Source organism: Streptomyces sp. MAI_2237, from assembly GCF_054189285.1.
Genome location: NZ_JAJPGQ010000005.1, coordinates 321557 through 340700, shown reverse-complemented (window position 1 = coordinate 340700; position 19144 = coordinate 321557). Strand labels below are relative to the sequence as shown.

General features: G+C 70.4%; 21 protein-coding genes. 6 read left to right on the top strand and 15 right to left on the bottom strand.

The features are described from left to right. The first annotated feature begins 195 nt into the window (after window positions 1-195). Window positions 196-885 carry a DUF4142 domain-containing protein gene (locus LN251_RS29695; RefSeq protein WP_458248191.1) on the top strand — a complete coding sequence of 230 codons (690 nt, stop codon included), beginning with the start codon at window positions 196-198 and terminating at the stop codon, window positions 883-885. Between the two features lie 112 nt (window positions 886-997). On the opposite strand, the gene LN251_RS29690 is transcribed toward LN251_RS29695, so the two are convergent. Both LN251_RS29690 and LN251_RS29685 read right to left on the bottom strand, forming a co-directional pair. Continuing rightward, window positions 998-1696, bottom strand: a complete 699-nt coding sequence (locus tag LN251_RS29690) for a GNAT family N-acetyltransferase (RefSeq protein ID WP_458247255.1) — start codon at window positions 1694-1696, stop codon at window positions 998-1000. 157 nt (window positions 1697-1853) lie between these two features. Then, entirely contained in the window at window positions 1854-2744 is an 891-nt protein-coding gene (locus LN251_RS29685) for a LysR family transcriptional regulator (RefSeq protein ID WP_458247254.1), read from the bottom strand. Between the two features lie 46 nt (window positions 2745-2790). Between LN251_RS29685 and LN251_RS29680 the strand changes: the two genes are divergently transcribed. From LN251_RS29680 to LN251_RS29670, 3 genes are read left to right on the top strand one after another with little or no spacing between them, the layout of a single operon-like run. After that, window positions 2791-3516, top strand: coding sequence for an FAD-dependent oxidoreductase (locus tag LN251_RS29680; protein ID WP_458247253.1), 726 nt, complete (start codon window positions 2791-2793; stop codon window positions 3514-3516). Further along, the gene (locus LN251_RS29675; protein ID WP_458247252.1) at window positions 3504-4040 is read left to right on the top strand and encodes a DinB family protein; all 537 of its coding nucleotides are present in this window, start codon (window positions 3504-3506) and stop codon (window positions 4038-4040) included. The genes LN251_RS29680 and LN251_RS29675 overlap by 13 nt, the downstream gene beginning before the upstream one ends. 24 nt (window positions 4041-4064) lie before the next feature. Further along, window positions 4065-5243 (top strand): MFS transporter, encoded by a 1179-nt coding sequence (locus tag LN251_RS29670; protein ID WP_458247251.1) that lies wholly within the window; start codon window positions 4065-4067, stop codon window positions 5241-5243. 50 nt (window positions 5244-5293) lie between these two features. Here LN251_RS29670 and LN251_RS29665 read toward each other — a convergent pair whose 3' ends face one another. The 3 genes from LN251_RS29665 to LN251_RS29655 form a co-directional block, all read right to left on the bottom strand. Then, window positions 5294-6067 carry a hypothetical protein gene (locus LN251_RS29665; protein ID WP_458247250.1) on the bottom strand — a complete coding sequence of 258 codons (774 nt, stop codon included), beginning with the start codon at window positions 6065-6067 and terminating at the stop codon, window positions 5294-5296. Next, on the bottom strand, window positions 6064-7689 hold the full coding sequence (locus LN251_RS29660) for a serine/threonine-protein kinase (RefSeq protein WP_458247249.1): 1626 nt from the start codon (window positions 7687-7689) through the stop codon (window positions 6064-6066). Before LN251_RS29660 ends, LN251_RS29665 begins: the two co-directional genes overlap by 4 nt. 156 nt (window positions 7690-7845) lie before the next feature. After that, window positions 7846-8517: a hypothetical protein gene (locus tag LN251_RS29655; protein ID WP_458247248.1), complete on the bottom strand. Its 672-nt coding sequence runs from the start codon at window positions 8515-8517 to the stop codon at window positions 7846-7848. Window positions 8518-8668: 151 nt separating this feature from the next. Here LN251_RS29655 and LN251_RS29650 point away from each other — a divergent pair, with 151 nt between their 5' ends. Further along, window positions 8669-9205 carry a GNAT family N-acetyltransferase gene (locus LN251_RS29650; protein WP_458248190.1) on the top strand — a complete coding sequence of 179 codons (537 nt, stop codon included), beginning with the start codon at window positions 8669-8671 and terminating at the stop codon, window positions 9203-9205. Window positions 9206-9247: 42 nt separating this feature from the next. Here the strand turns inward: LN251_RS29650 and LN251_RS29645 are convergent, their stop codons facing one another. From LN251_RS29645 to LN251_RS29600, 10 genes are all read right to left on the bottom strand, one after another. Next, window positions 9248-9820 carry a TetR/AcrR family transcriptional regulator gene (locus LN251_RS29645; RefSeq protein ID WP_458247247.1) on the bottom strand — a complete coding sequence of 191 codons (573 nt, stop codon included), beginning with the start codon at window positions 9818-9820 and terminating at the stop codon, window positions 9248-9250. Between the two features lie 11 nt (window positions 9821-9831). Beyond that, a complete protein-coding gene (locus LN251_RS29640; protein WP_458247246.1) occupies window positions 9832-10413 on the bottom strand; it encodes a sugar O-acetyltransferase in 582 nt (193 codons plus the stop codon). Between the two features lie 89 nt (window positions 10414-10502). After that, the gene (locus LN251_RS29635; protein WP_458247245.1) at window positions 10503-11462 is read right to left on the bottom strand and encodes a YhjD/YihY/BrkB family envelope integrity protein; all 960 of its coding nucleotides are present in this window, start codon (window positions 11460-11462) and stop codon (window positions 10503-10505) included. A gap of 7 nt (window positions 11463-11469) precedes the next feature. Further along, window positions 11470-12000 (bottom strand): hypothetical protein, encoded by a 531-nt coding sequence (locus LN251_RS29630; RefSeq protein WP_458247244.1) that lies wholly within the window; start codon window positions 11998-12000, stop codon window positions 11470-11472. A gap of 278 nt (window positions 12001-12278) precedes the next feature. Further along, the gene (locus LN251_RS29625; protein ID WP_458248189.1) at window positions 12279-13607 is read right to left on the bottom strand and encodes a GNAT family N-acetyltransferase; all 1329 of its coding nucleotides are present in this window, start codon (window positions 13605-13607) and stop codon (window positions 12279-12281) included. A 161-nt stretch (window positions 13608-13768) separates the two neighbouring features. After that, window positions 13769-14434 carry a dihydrofolate reductase family protein gene (locus LN251_RS29620; protein WP_458247243.1) on the bottom strand — a complete coding sequence of 222 codons (666 nt, stop codon included), beginning with the start codon at window positions 14432-14434 and terminating at the stop codon, window positions 13769-13771. Next, window positions 14434-15006, bottom strand: coding sequence for an SRPBCC family protein (locus tag LN251_RS29615; RefSeq protein ID WP_458247242.1), 573 nt, complete (start codon window positions 15004-15006; stop codon window positions 14434-14436). The genes LN251_RS29620 and LN251_RS29615 overlap by 1 nt, the downstream gene beginning before the upstream one ends. Continuing rightward, window positions 14990-15352, bottom strand: coding sequence for an ArsR/SmtB family transcription factor (locus tag LN251_RS29610; RefSeq protein WP_458247241.1), 363 nt, complete (start codon window positions 15350-15352; stop codon window positions 14990-14992). Before LN251_RS29610 ends, LN251_RS29615 begins: the two co-directional genes overlap by 17 nt. Before the next feature lie 119 nt (window positions 15353-15471). Further along, window positions 15472-15999, bottom strand: a complete 528-nt coding sequence (locus LN251_RS29605) for an STM3941 family protein (RefSeq protein WP_458247240.1) — start codon at window positions 15997-15999, stop codon at window positions 15472-15474. A gap of 82 nt (window positions 16000-16081) precedes the next feature. Further along, window positions 16082-18121 (bottom strand): ATP-binding protein, encoded by a 2040-nt coding sequence (locus LN251_RS29600; protein ID WP_458247239.1) that lies wholly within the window; start codon window positions 18119-18121, stop codon window positions 16082-16084. Window positions 18122-18290: 169 nt separating this feature from the next. On the opposite strand from LN251_RS29600, the gene LN251_RS29595 reads away from it, so the two are divergent. Then, window positions 18291-19115 (top strand): SDR family oxidoreductase, encoded by an 825-nt coding sequence (locus LN251_RS29595; RefSeq protein ID WP_458247238.1) that lies wholly within the window; start codon window positions 18291-18293, stop codon window positions 19113-19115. Window positions 19116-19144: the final 29 nt, after the last annotated feature.

Here is a 19144-nt window from a genome sequence, read left to right as displayed (position 1 = left end):
AGCGGTTGAGACCTGACACCGGCTGTCGGCCCCGGGGCCTTCCCGTAGGGGCCGGACACCTCATGGCTTGACGAACTCATTACGAACCCAAGAGGTTTTCCGGGGCTCGGCATACGTATCCCTGGGAGTGCGGGTATCGAATCAGAAGCAGGAGAGACGGTGCTCGTTTCACGGAAAGCGGCGGGAACCCTGTTCGTGGGTGGTGCGCTCGCCACCACCTTGGGGGCCCTCCTCTACCCCAGCATGCTCGGAGTCCAAAGGGTCAGCAGCGAACCAGAACTGGTCATCGCCCACCCGGCGACCGGGCCGCTGACCCAAGCCGACCGGGACTTCGTGGTCAAGGTGCGCTCCGCCGGCCTGTGGGAGTACCCCGTCGGTCAGATGGCGCTGAAAAAGAGCGCGACGAAGCCGGTCAAGGCGGTCGCGGAGCAACTGATCGCCGGTGATGCCACGTTGGACGCCGCCGACCGCAAGGCCGCCGCCCAGCTGGGCATCACGCTGCCCAACCAGCCATCGCCGCAGCAGCAGGACTTCGTGACCCGGTTGAACGGGGACAGCGGCAAACAGTTCGACACCGACCTGACCACCATCCTGCGGGCGACGAACGGCCAGATGCTCGCCACGATCGCGAGTGTCCGCACCACCACCAGGAACTCACTGGTCCGTGACCTGGCCGACCTGGCGAACAACACGGTCCTGGATCACATCACGACCGTGGAGAAGACCGGCCTGGTCGACTTCGACCAGGCCCTGTCCCTGCAGACCACCGCACCCCAACTCCCCGCCCGGGACCTGACCCCGCCGCCCCCGGCCGCGGGCCAGCCCCAGGTCGTCCTCACCCCGCCGGCGAACAGAACGGTCTCTCCCAGTCCTACGGTGAGGTGAGGCCCCGGGCCGAGCCGCCCCTTGCCGACCGTGGCCGGCAAGGGGCGGCCGTGGCCGGCGCGGGCAAGCGGTCGGCGCACGCTGAGGATCGTGCGCCGACCGCCGTCACGGCTCACGGCGTCCGGAACCCCCGGAAGGTCACCTGCGTGCGGCTTTCGAAGCCGAGCCGGTCGTAGAGGGCGATCGCGGCGGTGTTCGTCTCGGCGACGTGCAGAAAGGGACGTTCGTTCCGGGACAGGACGCCTGAGACCAGTGCGCTCACCAGCCGGGCGGCGTGGCCTCGCCCGCGCGCCTCGGGCGCCGTACACACGGCGCTGATCTCGGTCCATCCGGGCGGCCGGAGCCGTTCGCCCGCCATGGCCACCAGGCTGCCGCCCTCACGGACTCCCACATAGGTGCCCAGCTCGTGGGTGCGCGGCCAGAACGGTCCGGGCTGCGTCCGTGCGGCGAGGTCGAGCATCTCGGGCACGTCGGTCGCGCTCAGCTCGACCAGGTCGCCGCTCACGGCGCGGGGCTCGACAGGGCGGTCGCGGGTCCAGATCATCTGCCGTCCGTCCAGGGCGAAGACCGGCTCCCAGTCCGGCGGCGGTACCGCCTGGCAGCTGAACAGGTCCGCGAAGCCGTCCCGGCCGAGCAGCCGGGCGAGGTCGGCCCAGTCGGTCGCGTCCGGATCGCGGGGTACGGCGCAGAACGTCGCGACTCCCGGCAGGTAGGTGTCGGCCCGGCCGAGTCGACGAGCGAGCGCGGTGTGGTGGCCCCGCAGCGACTCGCCCACCGGATCGTCGAGTACGGAGGCGTCCTCGCTCCTCATCGCGCTGTCGCCTTTCTCGTACCGTCACAGACATTCACGCACCGGGGAACCGCCCGAGACGGTGACCGGAATGATGCGGACAGACACCCTGTCCCCGTCGCGCATTCCCGCGGACGCGCCCGGTAGTGGCTCGGCGGTCACGGAGCCATAACCGCTGTCAATCACCGGTGCTCTCGGCGGCCTCCTGCGTGAGAGCCGCGACGAAGTCCTCCAGGTCGGCCGCGAGCGGTGTGCCGTTGTCCCAGACGGCCTCGTACGCGATCTCCACGGGCGCCCCGGCCCGCACGAGGGGGCGGTAGCCGCCGTGGGCCTGTGTGATCTTCGACTGGGGCAGCAGCGCGGCGGCCACGCCCATGCGCGCCCATTCGTCCAGCACACGGTAGTTGGAAGCCTCACCGGGATAGGTGCGCAGCGCCAGGTCGTGGCTGCGGAACAACTCGGTGGTGAACGTGGTCAGCCCGCAGCTGTCCGGTACGAGGATGTAGGCGGCGTCGGCCGCGGCCCGCAACTCGACGGGGCTCTCGGTCCGGGTGGCGGCCGGGTCGATCACGACGACCGGTTCGCGGGCGATGACGCGGTGCCGGAAGGCCGGCATGGCTTGTACGGCCGGCACGAGGAGGATGTCCAGGAGGCCTGCCTGGAGGTCCTTGCGGAGGTGGGTGAGATCGGCCTCCCGCAGGACCAGGTCGCGCGGGCGGTCCAGGGTGCGGGCGGCGTCGAAGGCCCGAGCGACGAGCTCGGCCCCGATCAGCGGGGAGACGCCCATGCGGATGGTGTCGGGCGCCGGGTGGGTCAGCCGTCGCGCCTCGGCGACGATCGCGTCCAGGGCGTCCAGCGCCTGGTCGATCATGGGCAGGATGCGGGTGCCGTCCGGGGTCGGCCGGGCCCCGCGCGGCGATCGCTCGAACAGCGTCACGCCGAGCTCCTGCTCCAGCCGCGCGATGCCGTTGGACAGCGCCGGCTGCGTGACGCCGTAGGCCCGGGCGGCCGCACTGAACGACTTCGTCGTGGAGACGGCGCGGGCATACCGCAACCCCTCGATGTTCATGACGCTCCCCTCCCGGCCATAGCCGCCCCTTATACCCCCATTCACCATGATCCTCTACCGGGCCCGTCCGGGAGGCTCTACCGTGCAGACGGAATCACGCGCGAGCCATTTCCTTGGATATCGGCTCCTCTTTTCCTTACAAGGAGAGATTTTTCGTGCCCCCCGACGTCCATCATGCTCACACAGCCGCACAAGTCGCGGAGTCCGGGGCCGCTTTGCGGGTCGTCCCGGTGCGGGGGCAAGAACCCGGCATCGGCGAGGTGCGCATCGACGTCGAGGCGACCGGCATCTGCGGTGCCGACGTCGGCACCGCTACCCCGCCCCCTTCTGGCGGGACGCGGGACTCGCGGGGGCCGCGATCAGCAGAACCGGCCCGCTGCGGGAACTGCACGACATCTCGGGCCCCGGCGGGCGGCCCGCCGCGCTGTTCGGCTTCGCCGCGGCCCAGACCACCGGCCGTGACCTGGAAGAAGCCGTCACCGCCCAGCTGGCCCAGCTGTTCGGTCCTGCCGCGGCCGAACCCGAGACACTCCACCTGCAGGACTGGAGCGGCGAGCGGTGGACCGCACCGCCCGGCGTCCACCGCCTGACCGACTACTCCCTGTTCGGCCACCCCCTCTACCGACGGCCCGCGATGGAGGGCAGGCTGCACTGGGCCTCGACCGAGACGGCCACCCGGTACGCCGGGCACATCGAGGGCGCCCTCGCCGCCGCCGACCGAGCGGTGACCGCGTCCCTGACCACGAAAGAGGCGAACCCATGCTCCGGGTAGACGCACTGCTGCGCGAGTACGACCGAGCTCGTGCCTACACCGACGACCTGTGGAAGGACCTCACCCCGGACGAGGTGACCTGGCGCCCGCACGAGAACTCCAGCGCCATCGGCTGGCACCTGGGCCACCAGGCCCACGTCGCCCACTTCATGATCCGCAACCTCACCGCGGCCGAGCCCAGCCCCGACCCCGAGCTGGACGCCCTGATGGACTCGGCGAACCCGGAGAAGTTCCGCGGCACACTGCCCACGGTCAAACGGCTCACCGAGTTCCGCGACACCGTCGCCGAACGCGTCCACGCCCGCATCGGCGACATCGCCGCCGGCCGCGTCGGCGCCCCCACCCAACTCACCATCGTCGCCACGCACTTGCTCACCGCGTTGATCAACCACGAATACCAGCACGACCAGTGGATCAGCGAAGTCCGCGCCGGCAACCTCGGCCACGCACTCCCGCCCGACCCCGACAGCGAGCACCTACGCCGCATCGACGGCTATCTCGTCCTCGACGTCCTGCAGCCATAGCCATAGCCATAGGGAGACACCCCCGTGACAAGCACAGCCGCGGACGCCGCCGCCGGTATATCCCCGCGACCCGAGGCACAGCGCCGCGTCCTCGCCGTCCTCGTCACCAGCCAGATCCTCAGCGGGGCCGGCCTCGCGGCAGGCGTCACCGTCGGAGCCCTGCTCGCGCAGGACATCCTCGGCTCCACCGACCTCGCGGGCCTGCCCAGCGCCCTGTTCACCGCAGGCTCGGCCCTCGCCGCCGTTGCGGTGGGCCGCATCTCGCAAGCCCACGGCCGCAGACCGGGCCTGGCCGCGGGATACCTGACCGGCGCCGTCGGCAGCGCGGGCGTCATCGCCGCCGCCGTCGCCGACAACCCCGTACTGCTGTTCATCGCCCTGTTCGTCTACGGCGCCGGAACCGCCACCAACCTCCAGGCGCGCTACGCGGGAGCCGACCTCGCCGCCCCCGCCCACCGCGCCCGCGCCGTCTCCACCGTCCTCGTCGCCACCACCCTCGGCGGCGTCGTGGGCCCCAACCTCGCCGCACCCACCGGCAACCTCGCCCGCCACCTCGGCATCCCCGCCCTGGCCGGGCCGTTCCTGCTCGCGGGTACCGCCTACGCGCTGGCCGCCCTCGTCCTCGCCGTATGGCTGCGCCCCGACCCCCTGCTGCTCGCCCGCACTCTCGACCTCCGTCAGCCGACCGAAGCCACCCCGGCGCGGAGGGGCGGACCCGGGCTGATACCGGGCTCGCTGACGATGATCCTCACCCAGCTCGTCATGGTGGCGATCATGACGATGACGCCCGTGCACATGCACGACCACGGTCACGGCACCGCCGCCTCCGGCCTCGTCATCGCCATCCACGTCGGCGCGATGTACCTGCCCTCCCCTCTGACCGGCCGGCTCGTGGACCGTCACGGTCCCCAAGCGGTCGCCGTGGCGTCCGGTCTCACCCTCCTGGCCGCCGGCACCACCGCCGCCGCGGCACCCGAGGGCCTCGTCTCCGGCACCGCGATGATCACGAACGCCGTGCCGCTGGCCACCAGGGCGAAGACCCAGGGCACGGTCGACGTCGCCATCGCCATCGCCGGCGCCACCGGCGGTCTGAGTTCGGGCGTCGTCGTGGCCGCCGCCGGCTACCCCGTGCTCGCCCTCGCCGGCGGCGTCCTCGCCCTCGCCGTCCTTCCCGCCATCGCCGCCACCGCGACCAGCCGGTGACCCGGCCCCCGCGTCCACCGAGGCACCGAGCGCCGAAGTCGCCCTCCCGGTCAGCAGTCGTAGGTGAAGCGGGCGCTGCTCTCCCGGTGGGTGGGGGAGAGGATGCGCAGTTCGGCCCGGGCCGTGCGATGCCCCTTGCCCCGGTAAGTCCATCGCAGGTGGAGACGCGCGTGCTTCTGGCCCCGGACCATCACTTCGTGGAGCACACCGGAGGCGGTCCCGTCGCTGCGGACCCAGCGATAGGACAGCGTGCCCGCCCGGCCGTTCGTGATCACCAGACCGACGACGTCCGCGGTGCCGTCGCACCCCAGAACCGCCGGCCGTGAGGTGACGGCGACTCCGCTGACCTGCACGGACGGTGCCGAGCGCTGCCACAGCAGAAAGGCGAGCACGGCAAGCACCACAAGCGCCGGCAAGGCGTGCCTGCGCAGTCTCCGACGCCGGGGCACAGGTGGGGGCGACAGGGGTGCGGCGGCCGGCGTCCGCTGATGACGGTGCTCGACGACGGCGGTCACGCCCGGACCGAACCGCAGCACAGTGCCGTCGACGCGATCAGGGCGCACCGATGGAGCGCTGGTGGGCGACTCCTCCGACTCCTCCGACTCCTCGACGAGGGTCCGGTCGAGCTCGGGCCGCTGAATCCAGTGGCTGGCCAGGACGGTGGCGCTGTAGCCGTCGTCCGCGTCGGCGGGAGTGTCGCCCGGGGTTCCGCCGTCGGTGGCGTCGAGGTGGACAGTGGCGGCCTGCGCGTCGACGGGAACGAGCCTTCGGGTCGCCTCTTCCTCCTCCGCGGGCGGGGGAGTGACATCGTCGTGAGTGGTCATCGCAGCTCGCACTGTCTGGTCAGGATCTGCTGGGAGGAGCTGCCGGAGGCGGCTGCCGGGGTCGTCGTGGCCTGCACTGCCCAGTAGCAGCCGGCGTTCTGGAAGGTGTGCTGGACGGCGAGCGTGTAGTGGGTGGCTCCGCTTCGCTCGAAGGTCTGTGACGCGCCGTCCGGGGAGCCGAGCGGGCCGGCGAGGTTGCCCGTGAACCAGGAGACGGTGAGGGTGACCGGTCCGGTCCCGTCCGTGGTGATGTCGACGGTTGCCGTCGCGGTGGAGGGGCCCGTCTGTTGGAGTGCCGACACGGCGACGTTCTTGACGGCGGCAGCGGCGGGCGAGGTCGGGGAGGACGCCGTCGGGGTGGCCGGCGCGGTCGTCGCGCCGGTGGTCGTGTCCGAGGTGGGTGCGGAGGGGGCGGACGCGGTGGGGTCCGGGGTGTCGGTGCTCGCCGAGGCCGAGGGGGAGAGAGAGGGGGAGGGCGACGCGTCGTCCGACGGGGACGGTGACGTGGGCGGGGCCGTGTCTCCCGGTGACGCGGCTCCGGTGTGGGCGCTGGTGGTGGCCAGGGCCTGGGCGGACCGCTGCGCGGCGGCTCCCGGGGCGGCGTGGATGCCGTAGGTGAGAAGGACGCCCAGGAGCACGGCGGAGCCCGACACGAGCATCCCGGGGCGGCCGGGCAGCCATGACCGCGCCCCGCCGAGGTGCGGCTTCTGGCTCAGGATCGTGCGCGCGGTGTCGGTGGTGGTCCGGGGAGCGCGGGCCGACGGCAACAGCATCGCCAGCAGGGCCACCAGGGCGGCGAGGCGGGCGCGGCCGCGGTTCTCCCAGTCGGGGCCGTAGGCGGTGAGGGCGGCCGTCTCCAGTTCCGTGACGAAGGCATCGGCCTGGGACGGTCGTTCGTCCGGTTGCTTGGCCAGACCGCGGCGGACCAGTTCACGTACCGCCTCGGGGACCTCGTCGACCGGGATGGGGGCGTCGACGTGCTGCAGGGCGAGTTCGGCGAGGTTCTCGCCCGCGTACGGCTTGTGTCCCGTCAGGCACTCGAAGAAGGTGGCCGTGGCCGCGTATACGTCCGTGGCGCAGGAGGCGGGCTCGCCGGTCCACTGCTCGGGGGCCATGTAGGAGGGGGTTCCGGCCACGCCGGCGCTGGTTCCGGCGTCCACCGCGATGCCGAAGTCGACGAGCTTGGACGATCCGTCCGAGGCGACCAGGACGTTCTCGGGCTTGTAGTCGCGGTGGACGACACCGATGCCGTGCGCGTCGGCCAGGCCGAGCAGTGATCCCTTGAGAAGGACGAGCGCGGCCTCGGGTTCGAGTGGGCCCTGGCGTTTCAGCAGGGTCCGCAACGAGACTCCGTCGACCAGTTCCATGACGATGGCGGCGCCGTGCGGGCTCTCCACGTACTCGTAGAAGCCGGTCACGTGCAGGCTTTCCAGGCCGCCCAGGAGGCGTGCCTCAGCCCGGAAGTCGTGTACGAAGCCCGGGCGCTCGCGCAGGGACTCGCTGAGGTACTTGACCGCGACGGGAACGCCCGTGTCCCCGTGCACGGCCGATACGACGCGTCCGCTCGCCCCTGACCCGAGTTCGTACGACTCGGTGTATCCGGGAACCACCCATGTGTTCACATCTTCCCCCCGATCGTCCTGCTGCCGTGCACGGCCACCTCCGAAGCGGCTGCACCACGCGTTGAGAGACACATTTTCAGCCACAGCGGTTGCGGCGCAGCACCCTACCGGCCTTCCGACCGGGCGCTGCGCCTGATCGCCCCCGTAAGCCTGAGCTCACGGGGTGAACTCCTCGTCCAGCCGGTCGATCGCCCCGTCGGCGCCCAGGTGGTACTTGAACACCAGCCCGCTGTTCGGGTGCGCTTCCAGCCAGTCGAGGAACTCCTGGACACCGATGTGCTGGTTGTCGGTGCTCTCCACGATGGGGTTGGTGACGGTGATGTACGCCGCCTGGTCCATGGGCATGTACGTCTCCTTGCCCACGGTCTCGAAGGGTGCGCCGTCGGAGTCCGCCGGGGCGCAGCCCCAGTTGCCGTACTTGACGATGAGGCTGAGGGAGCCGCCTTCGGGGGTGTAGCGGTAGACCGCCACCTCGTCGGGTGAGATGGGCATCTTGTGGTCGCAGCCGTCGTCGCCGGCCGTGCCGGAGGCGAGGGGTTTTGCCGGAGCGGGTGCCGAGGGGGCGGGCTTGGTGGCGGCGGACGACGATGTGCCGCTGCCTGTGCCCGTGGGCTTGGTCGCCGGCTTGGCGCCGGTCGTGGGGGCACCGGCCGCCGTGGCCTTGCCGCCCGCCGTCGCCGTCTTTGCGTCGGCGGGGGAGGCTGTCGAAGTCCCGTTTCCGTTGCAGGCCGTGAGCACCAGTGAGAGGACGGCGGCGGAGGCGCCGATCACGGTCGTACGGAGAACGGTGCCGGGTCTGTGCCGGTCGGACTTCGTGGAGGTCGTCATGGTGATCCTGTCTGGTGAGTGGCAGTCGAGGGTGACTGTCTCAGGCACAAACGATTTCCAGCCAATCACCGGTTGCTTTGGTCACCGGGCCGTTGCCGGGTCGTGACACGGCTACAGGCCCGCCTGGGTGCTTCAGAATGCTCGGATGGTCATGCTGGAGACTCCCCGTCTGCTCCTGCGCCGCTGGCGCGAGGACGACGCCGCGCCCATGGCGGCTGTCAATGCGGACCCCGAGGTCATGAGGTGGATCGGTGACGGCAGCGTCCGCGACGCCCGGCAGACGCGCCTCGGGATCGAGGCGATCGAGCGCGAGTGGGACGCCCGGGGCTTCGGGCTGTTCGCCGTGGAGATCCGCTCGACGGGGGAACTGGCCGGGTTCACCGGTCTTTCGGTCCCTGACTTCATGCCGGAGTTGCTGCCCGCGGTCGAGGTCGGCTGGCGGTTGGGTCGGTCCCACTGGGGGCGGGGTCTGGCCACCGAGGCGGCTCGGGCCGCTGTGCGGTTCGGGTTCGAAGAGCTGAGGCTGGAGCGGATCGTCAGCGTCGCTCAGGTGGGTAACGGCGCATCCGAACGGATCATGGCCAAGCTGGGGATGCACATAGTTCAAGAGGCCGTCGATCCCGGCTGTGGGCGCCGCGTGCGGGTGTTCAGCCTGTCGTGCGATGAACGTGTCAGGGCCATCGGTTGAGGCGCACGGGGCGGGAGGCGGCCGGCCTCACGCAGAAGGGGGTCACCGAGGGCTGGGCGAGGGTCGCGTCCGGTCGGTGGTGGTGATGCGTGTGACGGCTTCGCGCGTGAGGCGCCGGTCGTGCGGTGCGGTGTCGAGTGCGCGGTGGAGGGCGAGTCCCTCGATGAGGGCGTCGAGTTGGCGGGCCGTGTCGGCGTCGAAGTGGCGTTCCAGGAGCTCTCGGCTGCGGATCATCCATCGGCGTGTCAGCTCTCGGTACTGGGGGTGCCGGGCCGCGAGGGTGTAGAGCTCGTGGGTGATGATCAGATCGCGCTGCGGTCCGTCGGAGAGTTCGTGGATGAGGTCGGTGACCGCTTCGCGCGCCTCGTCGGCGCTGCCGGCCCCGTTCAGGTGCTGCTCGAAGAGGGCGACGACATGGTCGGCGAAGCCGGTGAAGGCTTCGTGGAGCAGTTCGCCGATGCCTTCGAAGTGATAGGTCATCGAACCCAGCGGCACCCCGGCCCTGGCGGCGATCTTCCGGTGGGAGACGCCGGCGACGCCTTCGTCGGCGATGTGGTCCAGGGTGGCGCTGAGGATGCGCTCGCGGCGCTGTGGGTCGGTGTGTCCGGTGGCCATCGCAGGTGGGTTCAGAGGCTGCGGACGGGGCGGGCGGGGCTGCCGACGGCGACGACGTTCGCAGGGATGTCCTTGGTGACGACCGATCCGGCGCCGATGACGCTGTCGTCGCCGATGTTCACCCCGGGGCAGACGATGACGCCGCCGCCGAGCCAGACGTTGTCCCCGATGGTGATGGGCAGGGCGGCCTCCAGCTTGTCGCGGCGGGGCTGGGGCTCCAGGGGGTGAGTGGGGGTGAGGAGTTGGACGCCCGGGCCGATCTGGCAGTCCTCGCCGATGGTGATCGCCGCCACGTCGAGCGCGGTCAGGTTGTAGTTGACGAAGGTACGGGCCCCGATGGAGATGTTGCTGCCGTAGTCCACGTACAGCGGCGGCCGCACCTCGATCTCCTCACCCGCGAAGCCGAGCAGATCCTCGAGGAGCGATCGGGCGTCGGCGGGATCGTCCAGGAACGCAGCCCTGTAGCGCTCGGCGAGGCGCATGGCGTGGCGTTGCCTGGTGGCGATCTCGGGGTCGTCGGCGATGTAGAGATCGCCCGCGAGCATGCGCTGCAGGTTGGTCCGCGGGTCATCGGCAAAGTGGTCCACCGTCATGCGTACGATCGTACGCTCCAGAAGGTACGTTCGTACACTCCCGCCGTCGGCACCACACGGGACGTCGTCGCCGCCCCCGGCCCCGGCGGCTAGACGCGCTTCGTGTCCTCGGGTCGACGATGCGAGACCTGCTCTCGTGCGGTGCGCCAGCGCAACCGGGCCTGTTCGATGATGCCGTCCCACTGCTGGCGGATCTCGTGGTCCGAGGGGCGGTCGCCGGCACGGATCCGGGTGAGTTCCTCGTGGACCTCGCGTCCCAGGGCCGCCGAGGCCACCGTCACCAGCATGACCCCGAACAGGGCCGAGATCATCGCGAAGACGGCGCCGATCGCTCCGTAGCGGGCGGCATAGGAGTTGAACAGTCTCGGCAGGTACACCTTCGCCCCTACGGAATAGACGGAGGTGAGTGTCGCCGTGATGATCCCGAAGGGGAGCAGCCGTATCAGGCTGATCCGTTTGGCGGACAGGACGCGGCCGCTCCACAGGAGGAACACGGCGGTCACCGGTGCCTCGACCAACGCGGCCGTGAGGCCGAGCCGGCCGCCGCCGAGTACCGCCTGGATCCAGCCCGAGACCGCCGCGTAGGCGCCGACACTGACGATCCACACCAGGTCGTTGCGTGTGTTGCGCATGCTGAGGGGTTTGAGTTCCCAGCACTGTTCGAACAGGCGTTGCGCCGCGCGGGCGAAGCTCAGCGCGGAGATCGTCAGGAACACCACGCCCAGGATGCCGACGCTCGCGCCGCCGCCCTCGGCCGGATCGAGGAGCGAGCGTACCGCGTCCGCTCCTTTGCCGGTGAGGCCGTACCGGTTGATGATGCGTTCGGCCGCGTCGTAGTGCACGAAGTTGCTCAGGACGGCGCCCGCGAGGATCGCGAGGGGAATGAGCGCGGTCAGGGCGCTCGAAGCCAGGGCCATCGCCCGGTCGAACCCCACGATCTTCTGGAAGCGGTTGAGGACGCGCAAGGAGAAGGCAGGGCGCAGCCAGAACGTCAGGGTTCTGACAAGGCGCTCGCGCCTGAGTCTTTCGTGGCCGTCGACGTCCGGCATGCCGCGCCTAGTAACGCAGGGCCCTGGCGACTTCGGCGCGGACAGGACCGGAGAGCTTGCGGTTGCTGCGGGCGGTGGCTTTGCCGTCCTTCCCGGCGGCGACGTTGTCGACCGTCACGACGCATGTGTCCAGGAGATTGCCCTTGCTGTCGTTGAGGCTCACCTGGACCACGAACGACTTGGCCGAGTTCGCGGTGTTGTGCACGGTGACGGGGACGGTGATCCGGCCGTCACCGGCCGAGGCCGGGGCGCCGAGGCTGACCTCGTCCTTGGCGTTGATTCCGTTCTTCACCTCGTCCAGCCGGCGCTTGGCCTCTGCCGAAGCCGAGGCCAGCGCGGAAGCTCCCTGAGATGCCAGGGAGGCCACGGCGGAGGAGGCCGCTGACGCCGCCGCGGACGCCGCCGAGGCTGCCTTGCTGCGGGCAGGCGAGGTCGTTGACGAACTGCCGGAGCAACTGCTCACGCCGGCCACGGCACACGCCATGAGCAGGGCGACCGCGGTGCACCGGTGTTTGCTCTTGCCCATTCGTCCTGCCATGTCTTCTCCCGTGCTGGACCGGCGGTTACGGACTTCCAGTCAAGGACACCCGGCGGGGGGCCGCATGCCGCACGGGGGTGGGCCAGGACGGTTCACCCGTATGGCAGGGCAGGCACCGCGGGTGGGATCTCAGTGGACCGGGTCCTGGATCCCGCCCCCGCTGAAACCACCCACCGAGTCTTCCGGCGAGCGGAGCGGGCGCGTATCACCCTTTCCGGGTGAGCGACCGCCGGTGGCGGGAAGGATTCACGATCGCTGAGCGGTGTCAGTGGTGCCCGTTACTGAGCGGGCATGGGCTCGAGTGGGCGGTCGAGCCAGACGCGGTCGCGGAGTTCGATGCCGTCGACGAGGGTGCCGGGCTCGTAACCGGTGCGGGCAGTGAAGGCGTCCCGCTCGATCGTCCTGATGCGGAACCCCTGGCGCTGGTAGAAGCGCAGGTTGCCGATGTCGGCCGCGGCAGTGGCGACCAGCAGACGGGTTCCCCTCTCCCGTGAGACCAGGTCGATCGCACCACGCATCAGAAGCCTGCCCACACCGCTGCGCTGCAGGTCCTCGCGCACGGCCATGTTCTTGATCTCGAAGGTGTCGGCGCGGTCGGTTGCCACCAGCTGCAGGTGACCGATGGGAGTCGTTCCGCGCAGGGCGACGAGCACACGTCCGTCGTCGATGTAGGAGGCGAGTTGTGCCGCTGAATCCTCGGCCAGTTCGAACAGCGGGCGCAGTTCCTCCCGGGCGCCGTCGAACTGCACCACGCGCACCTCGTCCGTGGCGTCGGGCTCCGGACTCCTCGAGGCGGCCTCCTTCACCAGGATGGCGCGGGTGTACAGCAGGTGGAATCCCCGACGCTGCACGTTCTGCTGGGACTTGGAGGCGGGTTGGGTGGTGACGACGGCGATGTCGCAGCCGGCGGCGGCAGCGTCGGCCAGGCGGGTCGAGAGCAGGGCGGTCTGCACACCTCGGCGGCGGTGCCGCGGGGCCGTCGCCGCACCTGTGAGCTGCGCGACGCCGTCCGCGATGCGCAGGCTGCCCCCTCCGGCGACGGTGCCGTCGCACAGGGCGATGTAGTGCAGCACGCCGGCCGCGGCGAAGTCCCGTTCGGCGTTCGCGAGCGCCTGACGCGGGAACTCCTCGTGCGCGGGAACGCCCTGGTCGTCGGGGTGAGCGAAGCCGTCGGCCACGGCATCGAGCCAGGCATCGAACTCTTCCTCGCGGCATTGCCTCACCTCGATGCCCGGGGGAGTCACCCGTTCGAACGTGCCGTCGAGGGCGAGCCCGAGGACGTTCTCGAACGACGTCAGCCGGTATCCGCGATCCGTGAACAGGGCGCCGACCGCCGGGTCGGCCAGCTGGGCCACCTCGGCCTGCACGGCGGCACCGCGGTCGGCGAAGGCGCGCTCGATGCGGTCGAGCACGGCGGCGTCGGGTACGCCGTCGAATCCGAGTCCGGCGATCTTGTTGAAGGGGGAGTCGTCCTCGGCGAACGTGGCCACCGCGCCGGCCACCCGCAGCACGAACCCCGCGTCGTCTCCTCGGCGCAGGCGAGCGGCTTCCGCGGCAGCGGTCATCAGCTGGGTCTCGGCGCGCTCGATACGCTCCGCCAAGGCCACTTCACAGAAGAGCGGCGATCGATTCATGTCCGGCCGTACCCCGTGTTCACGCTCATGGTCCGAGGCTAACCGCGGGTTCGCGGCCGAAGCGATCGAGATTCTTACGGTTTCGGGAACGGGCCCGCGCACAGACCGCGTCCGGTGTCTCCACGAGGTCTGGGCTACCGCTTCCCGACGGTGTAGGTCAGGTGGGTGACCCGCGACGACGGGTCGACGCGTGTCTGGTCCAGCGTGAGGTGATCGGGGTCGACGCGGTCGAAGAGGCGGATGCCGGTGCCGAACAGTACGGGCGCCAGGCTGATTGAGAACTCGTCGATCAGGCCGCTGTCCAGGTACTGCTGGATGGTCTCGGCGCCCCCGGCGATACGGACGTCGCGGTCGCCGGCTGCCTCGCGGGCCTGGTCGAGGGCGCTGGAGATGCCGTCGTCGACGAAGTGGAAGGTGGTGCCGCCCGGCCGCTCCCACGGTTCGCGCCTGGTGTGGGTGAGGACGAACACCGGGGTGTGGAACGGCGCTTCCTCCGGCCAGGCCAGCTCGCCGGCGTCGAACATCCGCTTGCCCATCACGCTCGCACCGGTGCGCTCGTACGTCGCCCGTGCGATGTCGTTGTCGACGCCCTCCTCGCCGCCCTCGCCGAGCTTGAGGTTCTCCCGGAACCACCGCTGGGGGAACAGCCAGGCCTGCAGTTCCGACCACTTCGTCAGCCAGCGCTGGGCCCTGGGGTCGTCTCGGCCTTCGGGCGAGAACACGTGCTCGACGGGCACGGGCTCGGGCGCCATGAAGCCGTCGAGCGACATCGTCACACAGAAGAACACCTTGCCGGCCATCAGCTCGTGGTTCCTTCCTGTCCGGTCTCCCGCTCGGTCGTGGTCTCGCCGGCCGTCGTCGGCCCATGGCCCGTGGTGCGCTCCAGGGCGATGTCGGCGACGTACGCCGCGAGGTTGGCCAGCGTCTGCTCGCCGCCCTCGACCGCGTGGTACTTCTCCACCGCCTCGTCGCGGTGTTCCCTGGTCGGGAACACCGTGCGCATCACGATCCGGGTCTTGTCGGCTGTGGGCTCGAACGTGACGACGGACTCGAAGGCGTTCGGGTCGTCGCGGGCCTCGCCGTGCAACAGAGCGATGCGCTGCGGCGGGACGATCTCCCGCCAGGTGATCCACTCCTGGTAGTCGGTGCCGTCGGGTCCGTGCATAACGAAGTCCCACTCGCCGTCCACGCGGAACTCGAAGGACCGCGTCGTGGTGGTGAAGCCTTCCGGTCCCCACCACCGCGACAGGTGCTGGATGCGTGTGAACGCTTCGAACACCAGCTCCCGCGGGGCGCCGATCACCCGGGAGATCACGATCTCGCGGTCCGCGGTCGTCCGCGCGGGTTCGCCGCCGCTACCGGTCGTCGCCATCGTGTGGTTCCTCGTGTCTTGCCCGCTCCAACTCCTGCACGTACGCGTCCAGTCGGTCGAAGCTCCCGTTCCAGAACCGTTCGAAGCCGCCCACCCACTCGTGGACCGGCCGGAGGCCGCGGGCATCCAGGTCGTACAGCCGCTGCTTGCCCGACCCGCGGACCCGCACCAGCCCGACCTCCCGCAGGACCCGCAGGTGCTTGGACGCCTGGGGCTGGGTCATGCCGAGGTCCCGGGCCAGTTCGGTCACCGGGCGTTCGCCGCCTCGCAGCAGCACCAGGATCTGTCGCCGCTGCGGTTCGGCGATCGCGTTGAACGCGTCCGAGGTAGTCGCCGCCCTTGCCATGACTTCATCGTATGCCTATATCGGCATGTGTCAACGGTGCGTCTGGCGCGTGCGGTCGGTCGGGGTGTCTACGAGTCGTTCAGGAAGGGACTCGGCGGCCGGTCGGCCGACGGGCTCGCTCAGTGATGTACGGCGAGTCCCGGGCGGTGGCGCCGCATCGCGTCCACGATCTCCTCGGGCGGCACCGGCAGGGTGTTCGTCGCCATGTTGGCCGGACCGAAGCCGAGCCGTGCGTTCATCGACGCGGTGCTGCGCACGAGCTTGGGTGCCCGCGCCAGGTAGGCCTCCGGGTCGTGCAGCACCAACTCGATGAACCGCTGGGAGGTGTTGCGTACCTGCTGCTCGCGTATCCGCACGGCGGCTATCTCGTCCCAGCCGAAGCGGCCCAGCCGCACGTGCTCCACACCGGCGTCGTCCAGCACCAGCTCAGGGCGGCCGCGGAACAGGCGCTGGACGATGAGCACGGCGCACAACCCGAAGAAGGGCACGGCCAGTGCTCCCGCGACGGTCATCTTGACGGTGCTGTGGGCTATCAGGAACACGATGCCCAGAGCGACGAAGAGCAGAGAACCGACCAGCATGAGCCATACGCGGGTCTTGGCGAGCGGGTAGACCGTCGGGGACTGTGGAACGCCGTTTGTGATCACGGGCTCAGACGATAGGGCCGAAGCGCTCGTCGGCGGAAGTCTTCGAAGGACCGTGCGGGTACCCGGTCCCGGCAGCGAGCCGTCATGCTCCGGGCACGGGCCCTCCGCCGGCGGCCCAGGAGACGAGCGTCTGCCGGTCGCAGGCGGCCGCCTGCCGGCAGATGGCGTCGTAGTTCCTTTCGCCCATGGCGTCCACGAGCCTGTCCTCGCAGTCGTCGCGCAGTGACGCCAGCTCCGGTGTGCCGCGCTGGGGATGGCCGACGGTCTGCCACAGGTGCGCCGCCGCACCGAAGGCGTAGGCCGCGGCGTGGTGGTCTCCCGTGTCGGTCAAGGAGATGGCCAGGAGGTCCATGATCATGGCGATCCCGAAGGCGTCTCCGATGTGCCGCTTGGCGGCCAGGGCGGCCCGCGAGTGGCCGACGGCGTCCTGGGTGCGCCCTTCCAGGAAGGAGATCAGGGCCAGTTGGTGCTCGGCGTAGGAGAGCGTCCAGTACTCGTCGGACGCCCTGCAGACGGCGCGCAGCTCACGGGCCTCGTGGCGGGCCTGCGGCAGGCGTCCTGACCCGGTGAGGGCGAAGACGTGGACGAGACGGCACATGGCCGTCGGGCCGCTCGGCTGCCCGGAATCGGAGGCGTCCGTGCCCGACGTCATCGACTCCACGACCTGTGCCGCCGCGAGCGGGCGGCCCTGCAGCAGGTGCAACAGGCCGGACAGATAGGCTGCGCGTGCCATTCCGTCCGTGTCGAAGACGGCCGCGGCGGCGTCCCGGCAGTCGGCGGCCACCAGTTGCGCCGCCCGGTGTTCGCCCTGCAGCGTCAGGGTCAGCCCCAGACTCCACAACCCCTGCACCCAGACGTCGTCCTGGCCCTCCTCGACGGCTTCCGTCGCCAGCTCCAGGTAACGGCGAACTTCGTACAGGTAGCCCGAGCACACCCAGAAGAGGGTGACGTTGCCGATCAGCTCCAATGCCGCCGCCGGGTCGGTGGCCAGGAAGTGATCGGCCGCGAGGCGGATGTCCGCGTGGAGGAACTCGATCCGCTGGTACCAGCCGCGCTGGGCGGGGCCGAACCACTCGAGATGGGCCTGGCGGGTCTGGGCGAGCACGTGCTCGGCGTGGCGGCGCGCCAGCTCCTGCTCGCCACCGAGCTCGTGCAGCCACATCCGGCCGTACTGCCGCACGGAGTCCAGCATCCGGTACGTGCCGGTCCGCTGGACCACCACGGACTTGGCGCACAGAGAGGCGAGGGTCTGCGCGACCCGGCTCGGAGAGAGAGGTCCCCCGCTGGCCACCTGCCAGGCGGTGGTGCCGTCGAACGAACCGGGCAGGAACGACAGTCGGGCCCACAGCAGCCTCTCCAACGGGGTGCACAGCTCGTGGCTCCAGCCGATCGTGGTACGCAGGGCGGCGTGCCGCGGCGGGTGGGTGTGAGCCTCCGCCGGGGGAAGGTCGATCGCCGAGAGGGGCCCCGTGCAGAGCTCGGTCAGTGGCATGCCGCGCAACTGCGCCGCGGCCAGTTCCAGCGCCAGCGGCAGGCGGTCAAGGTGCTCGCACAGGCTCGCAGCCAGATGGTGGTCGCTCTCGTCCTTGAGCGGGCTGCCCGCCGCGGCGGCACGGTCGGCGAACAGCGCGACCGCGTCCTGCGCCGACGCGAAGGGTTCGATCTCGACGACCGTCTCGCCGTGCACACGCAGCGGTTCCCTGCTGGTGGCCAGGATCGTCACGTTCGGGCAAGCCGCCAGGAGATCGCCTGCCAGAGTGCGGCACTCGGCCAGCAGGTGCTCACAGGAGTCGAGGACCAGCAGGACAGGGTGGTCGCCGATCCAGGCGCAGACCGCCTCCGTCGGCAGCCGTGGGGTGTGATCGGACAGCCCCAGCGCATCCGCGACCGTGGCCGCCAGGAGCGGGGGGTTGAGCAAGGGCGACAGATCCGCCCAGGCGACGTCCCGCTCGGTCTGCGGCCTGGAGAGAGACGCGACGCGCCCGGCGAGCCGCGTCTTGCCGACCCCGCCCGTCCCGGTGAGCGTCACCAGTCGGCTGCAGCCCATCGCCGCGCGGATCAGACCGAGTTCCTCCGACCGGCCGATGAAAGAGGTCTCTTCGTCCCAGAGCATCCACACCATGGCGGCATTTTCACCGGTGATCTGACGTGTTATCAGCAGATCAGGCAATATCGCACGGACTATGTCCCGAGCTCTTACCATGGAACGCCCACTGCCGCAGATCTCCGGGCCGCGTCATCGTTGGCCGTGGCGCCTCGCAGCCGGTTCGGTCGCTCTATCGTTGGCCGGCATGAGGGCGTTGATCATCGGGGGCAGCGGGTTTCTGGGTACCGAGCTGGTACGTCAGGCGGCTGCCGCCGGCTGGGAGACCGCCGCAACCTGCTTGTCCCGCCCGGGCGGCATGCCCGAGGCCTCGTGGTACCCCCTCGATGTTCGAGTTCCCGGACAGGTCGACGAGGTACTGGCGGCGGTCGCACCCCACGCCGTCGTCAACGCGATGAGCGGAGGCAGTGACTGGGCGGTCACCGCAGACGGCGTGTTCCACGTGGCGGCGGCCGCGGCACGACACGGCTGCCGCCTGGTCCACCTCTCCAGCGACGCCGTGTTCTCCGGTGCTCGCATCCCGTACGACGAGACCTGCCTGCCCGATCCGATCACTCCGTACGGTGCGGCGAAGGCCGCCGCGGAGACCGCTGTACGGTTGCTGGCGCCGACCGCTGCCGTCGTCCGCACCTCGTTGATCATCGGGCAGGGCCGGTCCGTGCACGAGCGTATGGTCCACGCCCTGGCCGACGGCTCTTGGGACGGCGTCCTGTTCACCGACGACATCCGCTGCCCGGTGCATGTCGAGGACCTCGCCTCCGTCGTGCTGGAACTCGCCGTGTCCGACGAGGCCGGGATGTTCCATGTGGCCGGCGCCGACGCCCTCAGCCGCCATGAACTCGGTGTGCTGATCGCGCGACGGGATGGACTCGACGCCTCCCGACTGGCCTCCGGCCGTCGCTCCGAGAGCACCGTGCCCGGGCCCCTGGACGTCCGACTCGACTGCCGTGCCACCCAGCAGCGCGTTCGCACACGCCTGCGTGGTGCGCGGGAGTTCCTCTGCGGCAGGTGAGTGCGGGAGAGTGGGCCGTCGTTCCCGTA

What these genes read in the sequence shown, in the direction of transcription:
- LN251_RS29690 (WP_458247255.1), bottom strand. Translation starts at nt 1,696, where the DNA reads ATGAGGAGCGAGGACGCCTCCGTACTCGACGATCCGGTGGGCGAGTCG.
- LN251_RS29685 (WP_458247254.1), bottom strand. Translation starts at nt 2,744, where the DNA reads ATGAACATCGAGGGGTTGCGGTATGCCCGCGCCGTCTCCACGACGAAG.
- LN251_RS29680 (WP_458247253.1), top strand. Translation starts at nt 2,791, where the DNA reads ATGATCCTCTACCGGGCCCGTCCGGGAGGCTCTACCGTGCAGACGGAA.
- LN251_RS29675 (WP_458247252.1), top strand. Translation starts at nt 3,504, where the DNA reads ATGCTCCGGGTAGACGCACTGCTGCGCGAGTACGACCGAGCTCGTGCC.
- LN251_RS29665 (WP_458247250.1), bottom strand. Translation starts at nt 6,067, where the DNA reads ATGACCACTCACGACGATGTCACTCCCCCGCCCGCGGAGGAGGAAGAG.
- LN251_RS29655 (WP_458247248.1), bottom strand. Translation starts at nt 8,517, where the DNA reads ATGACGACCTCCACGAAGTCCGACCGGCACAGACCCGGCACCGTTCTC.
- LN251_RS29650 (WP_458248190.1), top strand. Translation starts at nt 8,669, where the DNA reads ATGCTGGAGACTCCCCGTCTGCTCCTGCGCCGCTGGCGCGAGGACGAC.
- LN251_RS29645 (WP_458247247.1), bottom strand. Translation starts at nt 9,820, where the DNA reads ATGGCCACCGGACACACCGACCCACAGCGCCGCGAGCGCATCCTCAGC.
- LN251_RS29640 (WP_458247246.1), bottom strand. Translation starts at nt 10,413, where the DNA reads ATGACGGTGGACCACTTTGCCGATGACCCGCGGACCAACCTGCAGCGC.
- LN251_RS29635 (WP_458247245.1), bottom strand. Translation starts at nt 11,462, where the DNA reads ATGCCGGACGTCGACGGCCACGAAAGACTCAGGCGCGAGCGCCTTGTC.
- LN251_RS29630 (WP_458247244.1), bottom strand. Translation starts at nt 12,000, where the DNA reads ATGGCAGGACGAATGGGCAAGAGCAAACACCGGTGCACCGCGGTCGCC.
- LN251_RS29620 (WP_458247243.1), bottom strand. Translation starts at nt 14,434, where the DNA reads ATGGCCGGCAAGGTGTTCTTCTGTGTGACGATGTCGCTCGACGGCTTC.
- LN251_RS29615 (WP_458247242.1), bottom strand. Translation starts at nt 15,006, where the DNA reads ATGGCGACGACCGGTAGCGGCGGCGAACCCGCGCGGACGACCGCGGAC.
- LN251_RS29610 (WP_458247241.1), bottom strand. Translation starts at nt 15,352, where the DNA reads ATGGCAAGGGCGGCGACTACCTCGGACGCGTTCAACGCGATCGCCGAA.
- LN251_RS29600 (WP_458247239.1), bottom strand. Translation starts at nt 18,121, where the DNA reads ATGGTGTGGATGCTCTGGGACGAAGAGACCTCTTTCATCGGCCGGTCG.
- LN251_RS29595 (WP_458247238.1), top strand. Translation starts at nt 18,291, where the DNA reads ATGAGGGCGTTGATCATCGGGGGCAGCGGGTTTCTGGGTACCGAGCTG.